The organism is Amycolatopsis regifaucium (assembly GCF_001613935.1).
In the GTDB taxonomy this organism is placed as follows: domain Bacteria; phylum Actinomycetota; class Actinomycetes; order Mycobacteriales; family Pseudonocardiaceae; genus Amycolatopsis; species Amycolatopsis regifaucium.
Genome location: NZ_LQCI01000018.1, coordinates 112,932 through 130,934, shown reverse-complemented (window position 1 = coordinate 130,934; position 18,003 = coordinate 112,932). Strand labels below are relative to the sequence as shown.

The following is an 18,003-nucleotide window of genomic DNA, read 5'->3' as shown; positions in this document are numbered from 1 at the left end:
AGGAAAGCCGTGTCCTTGGAAGTCCAGCGTGACGGCGAGCATCGCTTCGTCGGCCGCAACGAACGTGGTGCCGAAGTCCGGATCGGGCGCAAAGGTGCCGAGGGCGCCTTCTCCCCGGCCGAGCTGCTGCAGATCGCGGCGGCGGGCTGCTCGGCCGTCACCGCCGAGAACCTCATCACGCGCCGGATCGGGGAGGACTCGACCTTCCGGGTCAGTGTGACCGCGGATCGGCGTGAAGACGCTTCAGAACTCGACGGCGTCCACGTCGCCTTCGACGTCGACGTGTCCTCGCTCAGCGGGGAGGACCGGGAGGCGCTCGCGGCGGCGGTGGACCGCGCGATCGAGCGGCTGTGCACGGTGAGCCGGACGCTGAAGAAGGGCATCTCCGTGACCGAAAGCTTCCCGGTCGAGTAGGTCCACCCTCGCGCGCAATGAAGGGGCCTTTCATCGCAAAATTTGCGATGAAAGGCCCCTTCATTGCACTTGGGGCTAGTGTTTGGCGGCGTGGCCTTCCGCGCTCCAGACCACGTACGCCTCGTCGGCGTCAGTGGTCATGGCCTCGATGAACTTCTCGTTGTCGAAGCCGGGCAGCGTCTGAAGACGCTCGATCAGCGCGTCGGCGGCCGGGTCGCCGCTGGGGATCGCAGTGCCCTTCCCATCGGTGCCGGCGAGCATGAAGAAGACATCTTCTTTCCACGGGCCTTCAGGGATCACTCTGACCACCACCGCGGACAGCTCCGACCACGTGACGGCTTCCTCGCTGCCGTCCGCGAGCTGACGCCGCACTCCGGTGTCATCGACGCTGACGGTCCGGGATTGTGCGTTGGGCGACTCCTGGGACAACCGGTTCTCCCTGTCTTCGGCGTTCAGTTAACGGTACTCGGCCGTGTCCCAGACCACTCAGGCCGGGGCGGCGGCGTCGAGGCGGCGCAGCGCGTCGCGGGCGACCTTCGGGTCCATGGTCGGCCAGAACGGCGGCAGCGAGGCACGCAGGAATCCGCCGTAGCGGGCCGTGGCCAGCCGCGAGTCCAGGATCGCCACGACGCCGCGGTCGGTGACCGAGCGGTGCAGCCGCCCGGTGCCCTGCGCGAGCAGCAGCGCGGCGTGTGTGGCGGCGACAGTGAGGAAACCGTTGCCGCCTCTGGCTTCCACGGCTCGCTGCCGCGCGGACGAGACCGGATCGTCCGGACGCGGGAAGGGGATCCGGTCGACCACGACGAGCTGCAGCGACGGACCGGGCACGTCGACGCCCTGCCACAGCGACAGCGTGCCGAACAGACAGGTGCGCGCGTCCTCGGAGAACTTCTGCACCAGCAGGCCGGTGGAATCGTCGCCCTGGCAGAGAATCGGCAGGTCGAGCCGCTCCCGCATCTCCTCGGTCGCCTGTTTCGCCGCGCGCATCGAGGAGAACAGGCCGAGCGTGCGTCCGCCCGCGGCCTCGATCAGCTCGGCAAGCTCGTCCATGGTGGAGGGCTGCAGCCCGTCCCTGCCGGGCGGCGGCAGGTGTTTGGCCAGATAGAGGATGCCGTTGCGTTTGTGGTCGAACGGCGAGCCGACGTCGAGACCGGTCCACTTCGGGCCATCGAGGTCGTCGCTGTCGGCCGGAGCGGCCTTGTCGGTCGCCGCGCCCGCGGCCTTCTCGACCCTGGCCCCGCCGGGTGGGAGCCCCCATTGCCTGGCCATGGTGTCGAACGTGCCACCCAGGGTCAGGGTCGCCGACGTGAGCACCGTCGTGTGCTGGTTGAACACGCGTTCACGCAGCAGTCCCGCCACGCCGAGCGGCGCGACCTTCAGCGCGGGCGGACGCGGGTTCGTGGAGAACCGGTCGCCGGTCAGCCAGACGACGTCGCGTTGCTGTGCCTTGTCGTCGTCGAAGGCTTCCAGCAGCCGGACCGCGGTGTCGTGGACCTCTTCGAGCAGCGACCGTGCCAGTTTGCGGGCCGTGGCCTCGTCGACCTCTTCCTTCCTGTCCTTGCCGAGCGCGGTGAGGCAGCGCTGCGCGGCGTCACGGACCGCGGGGATCGCGCCGGTGAGCGCCTGCGGCAGCGAGTCCATCCGGCCGGACGGCAGGTCATCGAGGATCAGGGCCAGCCCGTCGCTCGCCTCCAGCAACTGGTCCGCGACTTCCTCGTCGACCAGCTTCCCGCAGCGCCGGGCGGCGGCGGACACCATGCCGCTCGTCAGTTCGCCGGTCGCCACGGATGTCACACGGTCGACCAGGTCGTGTGCCTCGTCGATGATCACCAGGTCGTGCTCGGGGAGCACCTGGTAGCCCTGCAGCGCGTCGATCGCCAGCAGCGCATGGTTGGTGACGACGACGTCGGCCTTGCCCGCCTCGGCACGGGACCGTTCCGCGAAACAGTCGGTGCCGATGGGACAGCGTGAGGCGCCAAGGCATTCCTTGGCCGTGACGGACACCTGGCGCCACGCCTGATCCGAGACACCGGGGACCAGTTCGTCGCGGTCGCCGGTTTCGGTGTCGGACGACCATTCCCGCAGCCGCGTGACCTCCTTGCCCAGCCGGGAGACCGCGAACGGGTCGAACAACTGCTGGTCCTCCGGCTCGTCCGGCGCGCCGGAATCGAGCCGGTGAAGGCAGAGATAGTTGCGACGGCCCTTGAGGATCGCGAAGGTGGGTTCACGGCCGAGGGGCTTCTTCAGCGCCTTCGCCAGCCGAGGAAGGTCACGGTCGACCAGCTGGCGCTGCAGCGCGATGGTGGCCGTGGAGACCACGACCGTGGCCTCCTTCTCGACCGCGTGCCGGATCGCGGGAACGAGGTAGGCCAACGACTTCCCGGTACCGGTGCCCGCCTGGACGGCCAGGTGCTCGCCGGTGCGGATGGCGCGGCCGACGGCGTCCGCCATCCGGACCTGGCCCTCGCGCTCGGCACCACCCACGGACTCGACCGCGTGGGTCAGGAGTTCGAGGACGCCGGGGAAATCAGCACGGTTGGGCACGGGACAAGACGATAGCCGGGACCACCGTCAAGATCGTCCGCACGGTGTTATGAACGGGACTTTCATGGCAAATTTCGCCAGGAAAGTCCCGTTCATAACACGCGGGACGGCGGTGAAAGGGCCGGTCACGCGTCCTTGCGGAAGCGGGAAATCAGTGCCCAGGTGCCCGGAAGCAGGGCCGCCGCGACGGCGATCTTCAGCGCGTCACCGACGAGGAACGGGACGACGCCGTGCTGCAGCGCGGTCGACAGGCCGGAGCCGGTCGAGGCCATCAGCCACGGCACGCCGAAGGAGTAGATGACGAGGTTGCCGAGCACCATCGTGCCCGCCATGCGCAGGGGCGTGCGGTCACCGCCGCGGCCGGCGAGCGCGCCCACCAGGGCTCCGGCGAACACGAACCCGACGATGTAGCCCGCGCTGGGGCCGAACAGACCCGACGAGCCACTCTGGAACCAGCCGACACCGGCGGCGCCGACGGCGAGGTACAGCGCCATCGACAGCGCGCCGCGCTTCCAGCCGAGCGCCGCGCCGACCAGGAGGGCGGCGAACGTCTGGCCGGTCATCGGCACCGGAGAGCCCGGCACCGGGATGACGATCTGTGCGGCCGCGCCGGTGAGGGCGGCACCACCGGCGACCAGGATCGCGTCGCGGACGAGGGCGCCGGGAACGAGGTCGGCGAGGACCGGACGGTGGCCGGCCACGGACAGCGAAGACACTCAGACCTCCTATGAGTACACGAATGTGAACCGAGGTTAACGTCAGAAGACGGGTCGCGGACCGAATGTCGGCCACCTCACGGTCCGGCTCGGTCCACTCGACCGGGTGGTGTGGTCCTGCGCCGGTCAGGCTCTTGCTGGAAGCTGCCAGTCATGAAGAAGACCAGGACGGCGGGAAGGCTGCTCTCGGTGACCATGCTGACCGGGGCGCTGGTGGCGGGAGGCACGGCGGCGTCGGCCGAACCGGGACCCGCGTGGGCGTCGGCGTCGGTCGGGTCGGTCGACGTGGAGATCGGCGACGAACACGTCGTCACCGGCGAGATGGCGCCGTGCGACGTCGACGGGCCCCTAACCGCGCACACCGCCGGCGGGCTCATCGGCGACTTCGCCCGGTTCACCGGCGGCGACTCGAACTGCGGCCGAACCGGCGCGGTGGCGGTCGGGGAGGCGTCCGGGCGGCGGTTCGAGACCACCCTGCTCAAACGCTACGGCGGACCGGTGCTCACGGTCCGCACGTTCCTGGCGAAGTGCAGCACCACCAAGGACGGCAGCCTCGGCTACGTCGAGTTCGGCGACGTCACCGGGTTCACGCTGCCGGAGACCATCCCGCAGAACTACCGCCTGACCATCGCCGGCGGCAAGGGCGGGACGGCGCTGGCCTCGCTCACGGTCAACGAGACCGTCACGCCGAAGCCGCCCGACGGGAGCCTGGTGACGCACATGCTGCACATCAAGCTGTTCCCGCAGGGCGGACCGGCGAAGGGTGACATCTACCTCGGCACCGCGCGCTGCGACCCGTACGGCAAGAAACCCACCCCTTAGCACCCGGCGAGGACCCCGCATTTCGTCCTCTGAACGCGGTACTTGCGTGTGCAAGGACCGCAACTAGAGGACGAAATGCACAAGGGGGGTCAGGCGCGTGAGACGTACTTGGCGGCCGCGGCGACGAACTCGCTCGCCCGGGTCGCGAGGTCCGTCAGCGACCCGCTGGAGGTGAGCGCGTCGCCCAGCAGCGGTGTCGCGGCCGCGACGGCGATCGAACCCGACTCGAGGTACTTCGCGACGTCGGCGAGGTGGACGCCACCGGTCGGCACCAGCGGGATGTCCGGCATCGGCGCCCGGATCGCCCGCAGGTAGGCGATCCCGCCGACGGCGGCGACCGGGAACACCTTCACCGCGGCCGCGCCGAGGCGCCACGCCTGGTCGATCTCGGTCGGGGTCAGCGCGCCGCAGATCACCGGCAGCCCGCGTTCGTGCGCGCGCTCCAGCACCAGCGGGTTCACCGTCGGCGTGACCAGGAACGTCGCGCCCGCGTCCGCCGCGATGTCCACATCGGACACTTCTCGGACGCTCCCGGCGCCGACGTGCGCGTCGTCGCCGAGTTTCTTGCGGATGGCCGCGATGGCGTCCGTGGCGCCCGGCGTGGTCAACGCCGCTTCGAGCACCCGGACGCCCGCCGCGTGCAGCACCGTGGCGGCGTCGGCGAAGCGGCTCGCGTCGGCCGCTCGCAGAATCGCGACGAGCCGGTTTTCGATCAAGGTGTCCTGAAGGTGGTGCTGGATCATGCGGAGGGAACCGGCGCCTTTCCGGTGTAGGTCACGCCTGCCTCGTCGAAGTCCTTGAGCGCGGCGTCGACCGTCGGCTGCGAACCGCCGACGGTGAGATCCAGCAGCACCCGGACGGTGAAGCCCGCCTTCGCCGCGTCGAGCGCTGTGGCGCGTACGCAGAAGTCGGTCGCGATGCCGACGACGTCGACCTCGGTGACGTCGTGCTCCTTCAGCCAAGCTTCGAGCGTCTTGCCGTCGCGCGCGTTGCCCTCGAAACCCGAGTACGCGGCGGTGTACTCGCCCTTGGAGAAGACTTCGGCGATCGGGACGACGTCGAGCGCGGGGTGGAACGACGCGCCGGAGGTGCCCGCGACGCAGTGCCGCGGCCAGCTGTCCTTGAAGTCCGGCGTCTCGCTGAAGTGGTCGCCCGGGTCGATGTGGTAGTCACGGGTGGCGACGACGTGCGCGTAGCCGCCCTCGGCGGCCAGCTTCGAAATCCCTTCGGCGGCCGCGGCGCCGCCCGGCAGGCCGAGCGACCCGCCTTCGCAGAAGTCGTTCTGCACATCGACCACGATCAGGGCGGTCCCCATGTGTTGCTCCTGAACTCTCTTTAGACGAATACGGTCGGGATGGCCGGCTCCCCGTGCGAGAGCTTGAGGCCCTCCCACGGCAGGCTCACCAGCGCACGCCGAAGCCGCTGGCGCGCGTCGTCCAGCGTGGGCAGATCATCCACCGTCCGGCCGTCCCGGACCAGCGGAATCTGCAATTCGTGGTCGTTCGGTTCCCGTTCCGGTACCGCCGAGGCGGCGGTCCAGATCACCTCTTCGACGGCGGTGCCGGTGTCGCGGTGCCGTCGCAGCGCGGACTTCCGCCCGCCGCGGGACTCCTTGTGCGCGCTGCGCTTGGCCACCGGCTTGCCGTCGACCTCGACGAGCTTGTAGACCATGCCCGCGGTCGGCGCGCCGGAACCGGTGACGACCGAGGTGCCGACGCCGTACGCGTCGACCGGTTCCGCCCGCAGTGCCGCGATGGCGTGTTCGTCGAGGTCGCCGGACACCACGATGCGGGTGTCCTTGGCGCCGAGGGAGTCCAGCTGCTCGCGGGCCTTGCGGGCCAGCGGACCCACGTCACCGGAGTCGATGCGGATCGCGCCGAGCTCGGTCCCGGCCACCCGGACGGCTGTTTCGATCCCCTTGGTGATGTCGTAGGTGTCCACCAGGAGTGTGGTGTCGGTGCCCATCTTGTCCACCTGCGCGCGGAAGGCGGCCTCTTCGCTGTCGTGCAGCAACATGAACGCGTGCGCGACGGTGCCCCGCGTGGGGATCCCGTAGCGCCGACCGGCCTCGAGGTTGGAGGTCGTGGCGAAACCGGCGAGGTACGCGGCCCGCGCGGCGGCGACGGCGGCGTACTCGTGGGTGCGGCGGCCGCCCATCTCGATGATCGGCCTGCCGTGCGCGGCGCCGGACATCCGCGCCGCCGCGGACGCGATCGCGCTGTCGTGGTTGAGGATCGAGAGGATCAGCGTCTCCAGGACGACGGCCTCGCCGAACGAGCCGGTGACGGTCAGGATCGGGGAGCCGGGGAAGTAGAGCTCGCCCTCGGCGTAGCCGTCGATGTTGCCGGAGAAGGAGTAGTCCGCGAGCCACGAAAGGGTGGCGTCGTCGACGACGGCCGTGGCCTCGAGCTGGCTCAGCTCGGCTTCGGTGAACCGGAAGTCCGCGATCGAGTCGAGGACCCGCCCCGTGCCCGCGACGACGCCGTAGCGGCGGCCGTCGGGCAGACGACGTGCGAAGACCTCGAAGACGCACGGCCGGTCCGCGGTCCCGTCGGAGAGCGCGCTGGCCAGCATGGTCAGCTCGTAGTGGTCGGTGAGCAGCGCGGTGCTGGCGCCAGTGGCCGCCTCGGGGAAACCCATGGTGTCAGCCTATTCACCCACACGGCCGGACCTGCCAACCCATACCGGGTCGGGCCCGTGACACCATGGAGTGCATGTCCACGCCTGTCGCATCCGAGCAGACGCAGGTTGATCCACAGGGAGTAGAAGTCGTCTCTGAGGACAAGCCCTGGCGGACGGTCGTCTGGAACGATCCGGTGAACCTCATGTCGTACGTGACGTACGTGTTCCAGAAGCTGTTCGGTTACAGCCGGGACCACGCCACGAAGCTGATGCTCGACGTACACCAGAAGGGCAAGGCGATCGTGTCCTCCGGTTCGAAGGAGAAGGTGGAGACCGACGTCGCGAAACTGCACGCGGCCGGCCTCTGGGCGACGATGGAACAGCCGTCGTGAACGGATGGCGCCGTAAAGGCGAGACCATCGTCGCCGGGTTCGAGCAGCAGGAGGCCGCGGTACTGCGCGGTCTGGTCAGCCAGCTGGAGGACATGCTCACCGCGCGCGCCGAAGAGGCGCCGCAGGACGAGCTGGCCGAGCTGACCGGGATCCGCACGGGTCCGACGGAGTCGCCGGACGATCCCGTGCTCTCGCGCCTGTTGCCGGACTTCCACAAGCTGGACCCGGACAACCCGACGCGCGAGGACATCGACTCGGCCGCCGCGATGCGCTCGATCCACGAGCCGGATCTGCTGGACAAGAAGGTCGGCGTCGCCAAGATCGTGCTGGACACGCTGCCGAGGGACGGCGGGAACGTGCGGCTGACCTTCGAACAGGCCGACGCGTGGCTGGGCGCGCTCAACGACGTCCGGCTCGCGCTGGGGACCGCGCTCGACGTCACCGAGGACATGCCGGACGAGCTGCCCGAGGACGACCCCCGCGCGCCGCATCTGGGTGTGTATCACTGGCTGACCTGGGTGCAGGAAACCCTCATCCAGTCGCTGACCTCATGATCACCGACGTTCCGGGGGTGCTGATCGGGCACCACGAGCGGGTCGGTGACGGCTGGTCGACCGGGACGACGGTCGTACTGGTCCCCGGCGGTGCCGTCGGGGCCGTCGACCAGCGCGGCGGCGCGCCCGGTACCCGCGAGACCAATCTGCTGGAGCCGGAGAACCTGGTCCAGCACGTGAACGCGATCTGCCTGTCCGGTGGGAGCGCGTACGGCCTGGCCGCGGCGGACGGCGTCATGCGCTGGCTCGCCGAGCGAAACCTGGGGATCCCGGTCGGGACGCGGCCGCACGAAGTGGTGCCGATCGTGCCCGCCGCGGTGTTGTTTGACCTGCCGCGCAGTGAGTGGGGCAACCGTCCTGACGCGTCGTTCGGCTACGCGGCCTGTGAAGCCGCGGCGGCCGGTCCTGTGCCGTTGGGCACGGTGGGCGCCGGCGCGGGTGCGAAAGCAGGATCACTCAAAGGTGGGATCGGGACGGCCTCGGAGCGCGTCGGGGAGTTCACGGTCGGCGTCGTGGCCGCGGTGAACGCCGCCGGTGAGGCGGTCGACCTCTCGACCGGCCGCGCGTTCGCGGCGGATCACGAGGTCGATGGCGAGTTCGGCGTCCGCTGGCCGGACCGGCCCGGCGACGTCGAGGCGAAGGCGACCGGACTGAACACGACCATCGGCGTGGTCGCGGTCGACGCGGCGTTGTCCAAAGCGGAGGCCCGGCGGCTCGCGGTGGCCGCGCAGGACGGTCTCGCCAGGGCCGTGCGGCCGGCGCACACGATGTTCGACGGCGACACGGTGTTCGCCCTGGCCACCGGCGACCGGGAACTTCCCGGTGGTGCGTGCCCCGTCGCGGTGACGGCACGTGCGGCGGTGCTGGACACGCTGTGCTCGGCGGCCGCGCGGGTGTTCGGCCGGGCGATGGTGCACGGAGTGCTGAACGCCACTTCGGCGGGCGGCATGCGCGCTTATCGCGACGTCTGGCCCGAAGCCTTCGCCTGATCTCCGCGTTTCGTCCTCTGGATGCGGTAGTTGCGTGTGCAAGGACCGCATCCAGAGGACGAAACGCGGGGATCGAGTGGCGGCGATCTCAGAGTGTGGACCGGTCCTTTCCAGCACCTAAGATGTGCGATGTGCTCCGGATCCGCCGTGAACTCGTCGACGAGATCGTCGCCCATGCCCGTCGTGACCATCCCGATGAGGCGTGCGGGGTGATCGCCGGTCCCGAGGGATCGGACAGCCCCGAGCGATACATCCCCATGCTGAACGCGGCGCGCTCGCCGACGTTCTACGAATTCGACTCGGGCGATCTGCTCAAGCTCTACCGCGAGATGGACGCCAACGACGAGGTCCCGGTGGTCATCTACCACTCGCACACCGCGACCGACGCCTATCCGTCCCGCACCGATGTCTCGTACGCCTCGGAACCCGACGCGCACTATGTGCTCGTTTCCACCAAGGACCCCGATTCGCACCAGTTCCGGTCGTACCGGATCGTGGACGGGGAGATCACCGAGGAGCCCGTCGAGATCATCGGCTGAACCGGGCCCGGGAATAACCCGGCCCGACCAGAACGTCTGCGTAGCAGAGAACCCACCGGAGGTAGAAACCATGGCCGTGACCGTGTCCATCCCGACCATCCTGCGTACGCACACCGGCGGCGAGAAGTCCGTCGAGGCGACCGGCAAGACCGTGCTCGAGGTGATCGACGACATCGAGTCCCGCCACGGCGGCCTCAAGGCCCGTCTGGTCAAGGAAGAGAAGCTGCACCGCTTCGTCAACGTCTATGTGAACGACGAGGACGTCCGCTTCTCCGGTGGTCTCGAGGCCGAGGTCAAGGACGGCGACACCCTGACCATCCTGCCCGCCGTGGCCGGAGGCTGATCCATGGCTCGCTTCGAGTCGCTGCTCGACACGCTCGGCGGCACCCCGCTGGTCGGCCTGCCCCGGCTTTCGCCCACCCATGACGTGCGGTTGTGGGCGAAGCTGGAGGACCGCAACCCGACCGGTTCGATCAAGGATCGCCCCGCGCTGGCGATGATCGAGGCCGCCGAGCGTGAAGGCACCCTCCGGCGTGGCTCCACGATCTTGGAGCCGACGTCGGGCAACACCGGGATCGCGCTCGCCATGGCCGCGAAGCTCAAGGGCTACGGCCTGGTGTGCGTCATGCCGGAGAACACCTCCACCGAACGCAAGCAGCTGTTGCAGGCGTACGGCGCGCGGATCGTCTACTCGCCGGCCGCGGGCGGCTCCAACGAGGCCGTGCGCCGGGCGAAGGAACTGGCCGAGGCCAACCCGGACTGGGTGATGCTCTACCAGTACGGCAACCCGGCGAACGCCGACGCGCACTATCGCGGCACCGGGCCCGAACTGCTCAAGGACCTGCCGACGCTGACGCATTTCGTCGGCGGCCTCGGCACCACCGGGACCCTGGTCGGTGTCGGGCGCTACCTGCACGAGACGAAACCGGACGTGCAGATCATCGCGGCCGAACCGCGCTATGGCGAGCTGGTGTACGGCCTGCGGAACCTCGATGAGGGTTTCGTCCCGGAGCTTTACGACGCGAGCGTGCTGAACGGCCGCTTCTCCGTCGGCGCTTACGACGCGCTTCGCCGGACACGTGAGCTGCTGGAGCACGAAGGCATCTTCGCGGGCATTTCGACCGGTGCCGTGCTGCACGCGGCCCTGGCGGTCGCCGAGAAGGCCGCCGCTTCGGGGAAGCCCGCCGACGTCGCCTTCGTGGTCGCGGACGCCGGGTGGAAGTACCTCTCGACGGGCGCCTACTCCGGCTCGCTCGACGAAGCGGCCGAAAGGCTTGACGGGCAGCTCTGGGCCTGACTCCACATGCAATGAAGGGGCCTTTCATCGCAAATTTTGCAATGAAAGGCCCCTTCATTGCACGCGCGGCGCTGGCACGATGGCGAGCATGAAGACCATCGGGTTGCTGGGCGGGATGAGCTGGGAATCGTCGGCCGAGTACTACCGGCTGGTCAACGCGCGCGTCCGTGAGCTTCGCGGCGGCTATCACTCCGCGCACACCGTGCTCTACTCCGTGGACTTCGCCGAAATCGAGGCGATGCAGGCCGAAGGCCGCTGGGACGACGCCGGACGCGAACTGAACCGTGCCGCCCTCGCTCTCGAAGCCGCCGGAGCGGACTTCGTCGTCCTCTGCACCAACACGATGCACAAGGTCGCCGGGCAGCTCACCGACGGCCTCGGCGTCCCGCTGCTGCACCTCGCCGACACCACGGCCGCCGCGATCAAGGCCGAGAAGGTGCACCGAGTCGGGCTCCTGGGCACCGGGTTCACCATGGCCCAGCCGTTCTACCGCGAACGCCTTGCCGCGCACGGCCTCGACGTGCTCGTCCCGGACGAGGCCGACCGCGAGACCGTGCACCGGATCATCTACGGCGAACTCGTCCACGGCGTCGTCACCGCCGAATCGCGCGAGCGGTACCGCGAGGTCATCGCGCGGATCGTCGACGCGGGCGCGGAGGGCGTGATCTACGGGTGCACCGAGATCGAACTGCTCGTCGGCCCGGAAGACAGTCCGGTGCCCACCTTCCCCACCACCAGGCTGCACGCCGAAGCGGCCGTGGACTACGCGCTCGGCGAGACCGCGCTCCCTTCCGCTCCGGCGAGGTGACGCTCGTGCTGGGAGACGGCCTGCCGCCACAGCCTGTCGCGTTCCTCATCGGTGAACACGCGACGCGGTATCCCGAAGACGTCCTCGATCGCCGTCCACCACTCGGCCGGTGATTCCAGCACCGTCTTGCCGCCCGGCAGCCGGGAGAGCGTCAGCGCGCGCAACGTATCGAGGCTTTCGGCGGCCCGCCGCTGCAGGACGACCGTGCGGACGAACCCGGAGGTCTCGGACGTGGACAGTTCGACGTGTTTCTCGGCGAAGTCCTGCATCACGGCCGTCTCGGGCGCGAAATCCATGCCGACGAAACTGCCCTGCGGATCGTGGTCGAACCGCCAGCCGCCCGGCGTGATCTCCGAGGGCCGCATGCGGAACACCAGCGGCCCCTGCTTGTACTCGCCTTCACGCAGCGGGAGCGGCTCGTGGATGCCGTCGCCGAGCCCCACGTCCACCATCCAGCCGACTTCGGGCGTCTCCGGCAGCCCGGTCACCGTCAACGCCAGGTGGTTGAGGTGGATCCCGGCCGTCTCGCCATGGCCCTGCACCCCGCCCGGATGCCGGGTGACCTGGTAGCCCAGCGCCAGGAGCAGCGCCGAGAGCGCGCCGTTGAGGTGATAGCAGTAACCGCCCCGCCCGGCGGCGATCCGGCCGAACGACACCGCCGGATCCAGCGACGTGACCCGGCCAAGCTGGACTTCGAGATCCTCGTACGGCACCCGCTCCACATGGGCCTTGTGCAGCCGGAAGAGCGCGTCGAGGCTCGGCGGCTCGTGCTCGAGGCCGAGTCGCGCGAGGTAAGCGGGCACGTCGACGTGCTCGGAAGAAAGTGACCCCATGCCGACGACCGTAGCGGCACCCACCGACAAATCAGGGTTCTCACCGAGGCGACCTCGTCCGTTCCGGTCGTAGCCTGGGGAGGTGACCACTTTGCCTCCCCAGCCGGTCCCGGCGAGCGAGTCGTCCGGTACGGATCCGGCCAAACGCGTCCTGCCGCCGAGCCCGAAGGCGGCCGCGATCGTGGCGCTGGCCTTCACCGTGCTGCTCTACCTGGTCGAGCTGGTCGACGTCGTGCTGCCCGCCGACCTCGACCAGGGTGGCATCCTCGCCCGCGACGTCTCCGGGCTCGACGGCGTGCTGTGGGCGCCGTTGCTGCACGCGGGCTGGGGGCATCTGTTCTCCAACACCGTCCCGGTCCTGGTGTTCGCCTTCCTCGCGATGGCGTCGGGGATCGGCAGGTGGGTGCTGGTGACCGCGATCATCTGGGTGCTCTCCGGCCTGGGGGTCTGGCTGATCGCGCCGGACGACACGGTGACCGTGGGCGCCTCCGGCGTCGCTTTCGGCTGGCTGGCGTTCTTGCTGGTCAGGGGCATCTTCAACCGGGCCGCCGGCCAAATCCTGGTGGCCGTGCTGCTGCTGGGGATCTGGAGCGGAATGCTCTGGGGACTGCTTCCGGGTGATCCGGGCGTCTCGTGGCAGGGGCACCTGTTCGGCGCGCTGTCCGGGGTCTTCGCGGCCTGGGTGGTGGCGAGGATGGACAAGACCCGAGCCCGGAAGACGGTCGCGGGCGGTCCCGGTAGCCTCGCCGTGTGACCAAGCCGAGCGCCGACGCCCCGATCGGCGTCTTCGATTCCGGAGTGGGCGGGCTCACCGTCGCCAGGTCGATCCTGGAACAGCTGCCCGGTGAGCAGTTGCGCTACGTCGGCGACACCGCCCGTAACCCGTACGGTCCCCTTCCCATCGCGACGGCACGCCAGTACGCGCTGGAAACGCTGGACGACATCGTCGACGGCGGGGTGAAGGCACTGGTCATCGCCTGCAACACCGCCTCCGCCGCCTGCCTTCGCGACGCGAGGGAGCGCTACGACGTTCCCGTGATCGAGGTCGTTCTTCCGGCGGCGCGACGGGCCGTCTCCGCCACGCGCTCCGGCCGGATCGGCGTGATCGGCACCGAGGGCACTGTCCGGTCCCGTGCCTACGACGACGCCTTCACCGCCGCCCAAGACGTCGAGATCACCAGCGTCGCCTGCCCTCGGTTCGTGGACTTCGTCGAACGCGGGATCACCACCGGCCGCCAGGTGCTCGGGCTCGCACAGGGCTATCTCGAACCCTTGCTCGATGCCCAGGTCGACACCCTGGTCATGGGCTGCACGCACTACCCGCTGCTGTCCGGGGTCCTGCAGATCGTCATGGGCCAGGACGTCACACTGGTGTCGAGTGCCGAAGAGACCGCGCGGGACCTCGTGCGCGTCCTCACCGAGAACGACCTCCTCGCCGAACGCGACACCCCGCCGCGGCACGAGTTCGTCGCCACCGGATCCGCCGAGCCGTTCACCAGACTCGCTCAGCGGTTCATGGGTTTCGCTCCGGGTGTGCTGGCTCCCACCAGCGCCTAAAAAAGCCGATTCCGCGCTTAAGGTGTCACAGTGCGTCTCACGATCCTCGGCTGCTGCGGCAGCATCCCCGGGCCCAACGCCGCCGCGTCCGGCTATCTGATCGAGGCGGACGGGTTCGTCCTGGGCCTGGAACTCGGCAACGGGACGCTCGCGCGGCTGCAGGCCCTGCGCGACCCGTTCGATCTGGACGCGCTGATCCTTTCGCATCTGCACCCCGATCACTGCGCCGACGTCAGCGCACTGACCGTCATGCGGCGCTACCACCCGGCCCTGCCGTATCCCGAAAGGCCGCGCCGGCTGCCGGTCTACGGGCCGTCTGACGTGCACGAGCGGCTCTCGTACGCCTACGCGGCGAACGAGGAGGAGCGGGCGACCACCGATCTCTCCGACGTCTACGCCTTCAACGCCCTGCGAACCGAGCCCATGGGGATCGGACCGTTCGAAGTCACCGCCGTCCCGGTCGACCACCCGACGCCGGCGTTCGGCCTGCGGGTCACCCATGGCGGCCGGACACTCGCCTACACCGGCGACACGGGCATCTGCGACGCCCTGACCGAACTCGCCGACGGCGTCGACGTCCTGCTTTCCGAGGCGTCCTGGACCGACTCGCCCACCCGGCCCCCCGGCGTCCACCTGTCCGGTAAGGAAGCGGGGGAACTCGGCCGCAAGGCGGGGGTGGGGCGCCTGCTGCTCACCCATGTCGCGCCCTGGACCGACCGCGCCGCCGTCCTCGCCGAGGCGGCCATCGCGTTCCCCGCGGCCGAGCTGGTCGAGCAGGGCGCCGTCTACGAGGTCTGACGCGGGGTTCTAGAGTGACGGCCGTGGCGAGAAAAGACGGCAGGAACGACGACCAGCTTCGCGACATCAAGATCACCCGAGGCTTCCAGCGGTGGCCCGCGGGCTCGGTGTTGATCGAGTTCGGCGACACCCGGGTGCTGTGCGCGGCGAGCGTCACGGAAGGCGTCCCCCGCTGGCGGGCCGGTTCCGGCCTCGGCTGGGTCACCGCCGAGTACGCGATGCTGCCGTCGGCGACCAACACCCGCAGCGACCGCGAGTCCATCAAGGGCCGCGTCGGCGGCCGCACCCACGAGATCTCCCGGCTGATCGGCCGTTCCCTGCGTGCCTGCATCGACCTGGCGGCGCTGGGGGAGAACACGATCGTCATCGACTGCGACGTCATCCAGGCCGACGGCGGTACCCGCACGGCCGCGGTGACCGGCGGTTACGTCGCGCTCGCCGACGCCGTCACCTGGCTCGGCGCGGCAGGTCGCCTCGCCGACCCGCAGCCGCTTTCGTCCTCGGTCGCGGCGGTCAGCGTGGGCGTCGTCGACGGCCGCGTACGCCTCGACCTGCCGTATGAGGAGGATTCGCGCGCGGAGGTCGACATGAACGTCGTCGCCACCGACGCCGGCACGCTGATCGAGGTGCAGGGCACCGGTGAGGGTGCCACCTTCGCGCGGTCCACTTTGGACACGATGCTGGACATGGCGCTCGCGGGCTGCGAGGAGCTGACCCGCCTGCAGACCGAGGCGCTCGCGCTGCCGTACCCCGGTGAACTGCCCGAGCCGCGTACGGACAAGAAGAAGGGTGCGAAGTGACCAAGCTGCTCCTTGCCACCCGCAACGCGAAGAAGCTCGGCGAGCTCCGGCGCATCCTGGTGGCGGAGGGGATCGAAGGCGTCGAGGTCGTCGGTCTCGCCGACGTCCCGGAATTCCCCGAAGCGCCCGAGACCGCGCCCGACTTCGAGGGCAACGCGCTCGCGAAGGCGCGGGACGCGGCCGCCGCGACCGGTCTCCCGGCCATCGCCGACGACTCGGGGATCGCCGTCGACGCGCTCAACGGCATGCCCGGTGTGCTGTCCGCCCGCTGGTCCGGCAAGCACGGCGACGACGAGGCGAACCTGGACCTCGTGCTGGCGCAGCTGTCCGACACCCCCGACGAGCGGATGGGCGCGGCCTTCGTCTGCGCGGCGGCGCTGGTCGTCCCCGGTGGTGACGAGACCGTGGTGCGCGGGGAATGGCGGGGCTCACTGATCCGGGAACGCCGTGGTGCCAACGGATTCGGTTATGACCCGATCTTCGTGCCGGAAGGGGAGACGCGGACTTCCGCGGAGCTGGCACCGTCCGAAAAGGACGCGGCTTCGCACCGGGGGAAGGCGTTGCGGGCGTTGGCGGGAGAACTGCGGAAGCTGGCCGGCTGAGTCTCGTGAGTGGTGATGACGGTTCTGACCGAGGTCGTTTCAGGTCACACCTCCCCCAGTACATGATGGCCCCCTTCCTTGCGCCTGGCGCAAGGAAGGGGGCCATCATGTACTTCACGCGAGCAACACCGCAGGTGACGAGTAGGTACCTAAGAGAGGGTTCGCCCTGATCGTCATCACCCCCGCACGAGGCTTACGCCAGGGAGAGGTCCCGCAGCAGCTTCGCGACGTGCCCCGTCGCGCGCACGTTGTACTGCGCCACGGCGATCTTGCCGTCCGCGTCGACGACGAAGGTCGAGCGGATGACGCCCTCGTAGACCTTGCCGTAGTTCTTCTTCTCGCCGAAGGCGCTGTACGCCTTGAGGACCGTCTTCTCCGTGTCGGAGAGCAGCGGGAAGGTCAGCTTTTCCGCCTCGACGAACTTCGCGAGCTTCGCGGGCTTGTCCGGTGAGATGCCGAGTACCTGATAGCCGGCGTCGTTGAGCTGCGCGAGGCTGTCACGGAAGTCGCAGGCCTGCTTCGTGCAGCCCGGCGTTCCCGCGTTCGGGTAGAAGTACACGACGACCGACTTGCCGTGGAAGTCGCTGAGCGAGACGTCGTTGCCCTCGTGATCGGGGAGGGTGAAATCGGGCGCGGTGTCGCCGGGGGAGAGTCGCTGCTCGGTCATGACGCACACGGTAGCGAACCGGAGGCGTCAGACCTTCCCGCAGTAGGTCGCCGCGACCGGCTCCGCGGGGTTCGGCCGGACCTGCAGGCGCAGCCTCACCGGCTTGTCCGGAACGGCGAACGCCAGGTTGAGGTGTACCGACCGGCCGGGTGCCACGTCCTTGCCCGCGTCCGCGATGCCGTTGTAGCCCTGCACCGCGTCGACGACCTGTTTGACCGACGAGCTTTCGCCGTCGACCTCACCTGTCACGGACAGCCCGGAGAGCCGGTAGACCCCGTCGCCGGCGTTGGTCACGTCGATGCCGAACGCCACCGCGCGCGGGCTCTGCGGGTACGCCGACGTGCTGGGGCGGAACGACTTCGGCGCGGACACGGAGATGGTGACCCCGGTCGCGAACCGGTGCGGGGCACCGAAGGCGAGGTCGCGTTCCGCGCGCGTCGCGGCCGGCCCCTGCGCCGGGGCGTCCGCGCCGAGGGCGGCGGCCCCTTTTTCCGGTGCCGGAACCCCGCACGCGGTCGCCAGCAGCAACGAGCAGGCGGCGATCAAGAGCTTCGGGGTGCGCGGGGGCGCCATGTGCGGTTACTCCAGTCGGCGGGTCGGATGGGCCGTTCGAGGTAGGTATTAGTGCCGAAGAGTCCAGAGTGACGGTCTTCGTCAGCTGAGAGGAGCGGATCCGCCGGGTTGAGGCGCACCTGGTGTACACCCGTGGCCGTTCCGTGATCGGAAAGGTACGGCTAGTGACAGTCGTCACCTCGATGGCACATCGGCCACGCTCAAACGGCGAAGGCGAAGAACAGGATGAAGATCGCCAGACCGGACACCCAGGCCACGATCAGCCAGCCGAAATCGCGCATCGGGTCGACGGCGCGGCTCTCCTCGCCGGGGACGTAGACACCGCGCTCTTCGAACCAGTCCACCCACCGGGTCAGCCAACGAATGGGGCTTCGTGACGCCATGGCTGTCACAGTACGGGCACGGGTGAACCCGGTCGGCTGGGGAGGCACCGCCCAAAAGGGCGAATCGGACGTACCAGTTGTCGCCCGCTAGGC

General features: G+C 69.4%; 24 protein-coding genes. 14 read left to right on the top strand and 10 right to left on the bottom strand.

Annotation, left to right across the window (positions count from 1 at the left end):
• The first annotated feature begins 9 nt into the window (after positions 1-9).
• A complete protein-coding gene (locus AVL48_RS20265) occupies positions 10-414 on the top strand; it encodes an OsmC family protein (protein WP_061982242.1) in 405 nt (134 codons plus the stop codon).
• A 75-nt stretch (positions 415-489) separates the two neighbouring features.
• On the opposite strand, the gene AVL48_RS20260 is transcribed toward AVL48_RS20265, so the two are convergent.
• The 3 genes from AVL48_RS20260 to AVL48_RS20250 all read right to left on the bottom strand — a co-directional run bounded on the left by AVL48_RS20260 (position 490) and on the right by AVL48_RS20250 (position 3,674).
• Positions 490-843: a hypothetical protein gene (locus AVL48_RS20260; protein WP_061982241.1), complete on the bottom strand. Its 354-nt coding sequence runs from the start codon at positions 841-843 to the stop codon at positions 490-492.
• Between the two features lie 57 nt (positions 844-900).
• Entirely contained in the window at positions 901-2,958 is a 2,058-nt protein-coding gene (locus tag AVL48_RS20255) for an ATP-dependent DNA helicase (protein WP_061982240.1), read from the bottom strand.
• 125 nt (positions 2,959-3,083) lie between these two features.
• Positions 3,084-3,674 carry a biotin transporter BioY gene (locus AVL48_RS20250; RefSeq protein WP_061982239.1) on the bottom strand — a complete coding sequence of 197 codons (591 nt, stop codon included), beginning with the start codon at positions 3,672-3,674 and terminating at the stop codon, positions 3,084-3,086.
• A 153-nt stretch (positions 3,675-3,827) separates the two neighbouring features.
• Here AVL48_RS20250 and AVL48_RS20245 point away from each other — a divergent pair, with 153 nt between their 5' ends.
• Positions 3,828-4,496 (top strand): hypothetical protein, encoded by a 669-nt coding sequence (locus tag AVL48_RS20245; protein ID WP_082857702.1) that lies wholly within the window; start codon positions 3,828-3,830, stop codon positions 4,494-4,496.
• Positions 4,497-4,585: 89 nt separating this feature from the next.
• Here the strand turns inward: AVL48_RS20245 and AVL48_RS20240 are convergent, their stop codons facing one another.
• Genes AVL48_RS20240 through AVL48_RS20230 form a run of 3 tightly spaced genes read right to left on the bottom strand, consistent with a single transcriptional unit; the run spans position 4,586 to position 7,136 of the window.
• On the bottom strand, positions 4,586-5,239 hold the full coding sequence (locus AVL48_RS20240) for a bifunctional 4-hydroxy-2-oxoglutarate aldolase/2-dehydro-3-deoxy-phosphogluconate aldolase (RefSeq protein ID WP_061982238.1): 654 nt from the start codon (positions 5,237-5,239) through the stop codon (positions 4,586-4,588).
• Positions 5,236-5,811 carry a nicotinamidase gene (locus AVL48_RS20235; RefSeq protein ID WP_061982237.1) on the bottom strand — a complete coding sequence of 192 codons (576 nt, stop codon included), beginning with the start codon at positions 5,809-5,811 and terminating at the stop codon, positions 5,236-5,238. Before AVL48_RS20235 ends, AVL48_RS20240 begins: the two co-directional genes overlap by 4 nt.
• 20 nt (positions 5,812-5,831) lie before the next feature.
• Positions 5,832-7,136 (bottom strand): nicotinate phosphoribosyltransferase, encoded by a 1,305-nt coding sequence (locus AVL48_RS20230; protein WP_061982236.1) that lies wholly within the window; start codon positions 7,134-7,136, stop codon positions 5,832-5,834.
• 74 nt (positions 7,137-7,210) lie between these two features.
• Here AVL48_RS20230 and clpS point away from each other — a divergent pair, with 74 nt between their 5' ends.
• The 7 genes from clpS to AVL48_RS20195 all read left to right on the top strand — a co-directional run bounded on the left by clpS (position 7,211) and on the right by AVL48_RS20195 (position 11,697).
• Positions 7,211-7,510, top strand: coding sequence for an ATP-dependent Clp protease adapter ClpS (clpS, locus tag AVL48_RS20225; protein WP_005165655.1), 300 nt, complete (start codon positions 7,211-7,213; stop codon positions 7,508-7,510).
• Positions 7,507-8,064 (top strand): DUF2017 domain-containing protein, encoded by a 558-nt coding sequence (locus tag AVL48_RS20220; RefSeq protein ID WP_037320714.1) that lies wholly within the window; start codon positions 7,507-7,509, stop codon positions 8,062-8,064. The genes clpS and AVL48_RS20220 overlap by 4 nt, the downstream gene beginning before the upstream one ends.
• Positions 8,061-9,053 carry a P1 family peptidase gene (locus AVL48_RS20215; RefSeq protein ID WP_061982235.1) on the top strand — a complete coding sequence of 331 codons (993 nt, stop codon included), beginning with the start codon at positions 8,061-8,063 and terminating at the stop codon, positions 9,051-9,053. Before AVL48_RS20220 ends, AVL48_RS20215 begins: the two co-directional genes overlap by 4 nt.
• 131 nt (positions 9,054-9,184) lie before the next feature.
• Positions 9,185-9,592, top strand: coding sequence for a M67 family metallopeptidase (locus tag AVL48_RS20210; protein WP_007028263.1), 408 nt, complete (start codon positions 9,185-9,187; stop codon positions 9,590-9,592).
• Between the two features lie 70 nt (positions 9,593-9,662).
• On the top strand, positions 9,663-9,935 hold the full coding sequence (locus AVL48_RS20205) for a MoaD/ThiS family protein (protein WP_005165659.1): 273 nt from the start codon (positions 9,663-9,665) through the stop codon (positions 9,933-9,935).
• A 3-nt stretch (positions 9,936-9,938) separates the two neighbouring features.
• Positions 9,939-10,889, top strand: a complete 951-nt coding sequence (locus AVL48_RS20200; RefSeq protein ID WP_061982233.1) for a PLP-dependent cysteine synthase family protein — start codon at positions 9,939-9,941, stop codon at positions 10,887-10,889.
• An 88-nt stretch (positions 10,890-10,977) separates the two neighbouring features.
• Positions 10,978-11,697: an aspartate/glutamate racemase family protein gene (locus AVL48_RS20195; protein ID WP_061982394.1), complete on the top strand. Its 720-nt coding sequence runs from the start codon at positions 10,978-10,980 to the stop codon at positions 11,695-11,697.
• Here AVL48_RS20195 and AVL48_RS20190 read toward each other — a convergent pair.
• Positions 11,652-12,530 carry an arylamine N-acetyltransferase family protein gene (locus AVL48_RS20190; RefSeq protein WP_061982232.1) on the bottom strand — a complete coding sequence of 293 codons (879 nt, stop codon included), beginning with the start codon at positions 12,528-12,530 and terminating at the stop codon, positions 11,652-11,654. The genes AVL48_RS20195 and AVL48_RS20190 overlap by 46 nt on opposite strands.
• Positions 12,531-12,612: 82 nt before the next feature.
• On the opposite strand from AVL48_RS20190, the gene AVL48_RS20185 reads away from it, so the two are divergent.
• From AVL48_RS20185 to rdgB, 5 genes are read left to right on the top strand one after another with little or no spacing between them, the layout of a single operon-like run.
• On the top strand, positions 12,613-13,284 hold the full coding sequence (locus AVL48_RS20185) for a rhomboid family intramembrane serine protease (protein WP_061982231.1): 672 nt from the start codon (positions 12,613-12,615) through the stop codon (positions 13,282-13,284).
• Positions 13,281-14,087, top strand: a complete 807-nt coding sequence (murI, locus tag AVL48_RS20180) for a glutamate racemase (protein ID WP_061982230.1) — start codon at positions 13,281-13,283, stop codon at positions 14,085-14,087. Before AVL48_RS20185 ends, murI begins: the two co-directional genes overlap by 4 nt.
• 30 nt (positions 14,088-14,117) lie before the next feature.
• A complete protein-coding gene (locus AVL48_RS20175) occupies positions 14,118-14,885 on the top strand; it encodes an MBL fold metallo-hydrolase (RefSeq protein WP_061982229.1) in 768 nt (255 codons plus the stop codon).
• A 23-nt stretch (positions 14,886-14,908) separates the two neighbouring features.
• A complete protein-coding gene (gene rph / locus AVL48_RS20170) occupies positions 14,909-15,685 on the top strand; it encodes a ribonuclease PH (RefSeq protein WP_044852815.1) in 777 nt (258 codons plus the stop codon).
• Entirely contained in the window at positions 15,682-16,287 is a 606-nt protein-coding gene (gene rdgB, locus AVL48_RS20165) for an RdgB/HAM1 family non-canonical purine NTP pyrophosphatase (protein WP_061982228.1), read from the top strand. The genes rph and rdgB overlap by 4 nt, the downstream gene beginning before the upstream one ends.
• A gap of 193 nt (positions 16,288-16,480) precedes the next feature.
• On the opposite strand, the gene bcp is transcribed toward rdgB, so the two are convergent.
• From bcp to AVL48_RS20150, 3 genes are all read right to left on the bottom strand, one after another.
• Positions 16,481-16,954 carry a thioredoxin-dependent thiol peroxidase gene (gene bcp, locus AVL48_RS20160; RefSeq protein WP_061982227.1) on the bottom strand — a complete coding sequence of 158 codons (474 nt, stop codon included), beginning with the start codon at positions 16,952-16,954 and terminating at the stop codon, positions 16,481-16,483.
• 27 nt (positions 16,955-16,981) lie between these two features.
• Entirely contained in the window at positions 16,982-17,527 is a 546-nt protein-coding gene (locus AVL48_RS20155) for a hypothetical protein (RefSeq protein ID WP_061982226.1), read from the bottom strand.
• A gap of 200 nt (positions 17,528-17,727) precedes the next feature.
• Positions 17,728-17,910, bottom strand: a complete 183-nt coding sequence (locus tag AVL48_RS20150) for a hypothetical protein (protein WP_061982225.1) — start codon at positions 17,908-17,910, stop codon at positions 17,728-17,730.
• Positions 17,911-18,003 lie beyond the last annotated feature (93 nt).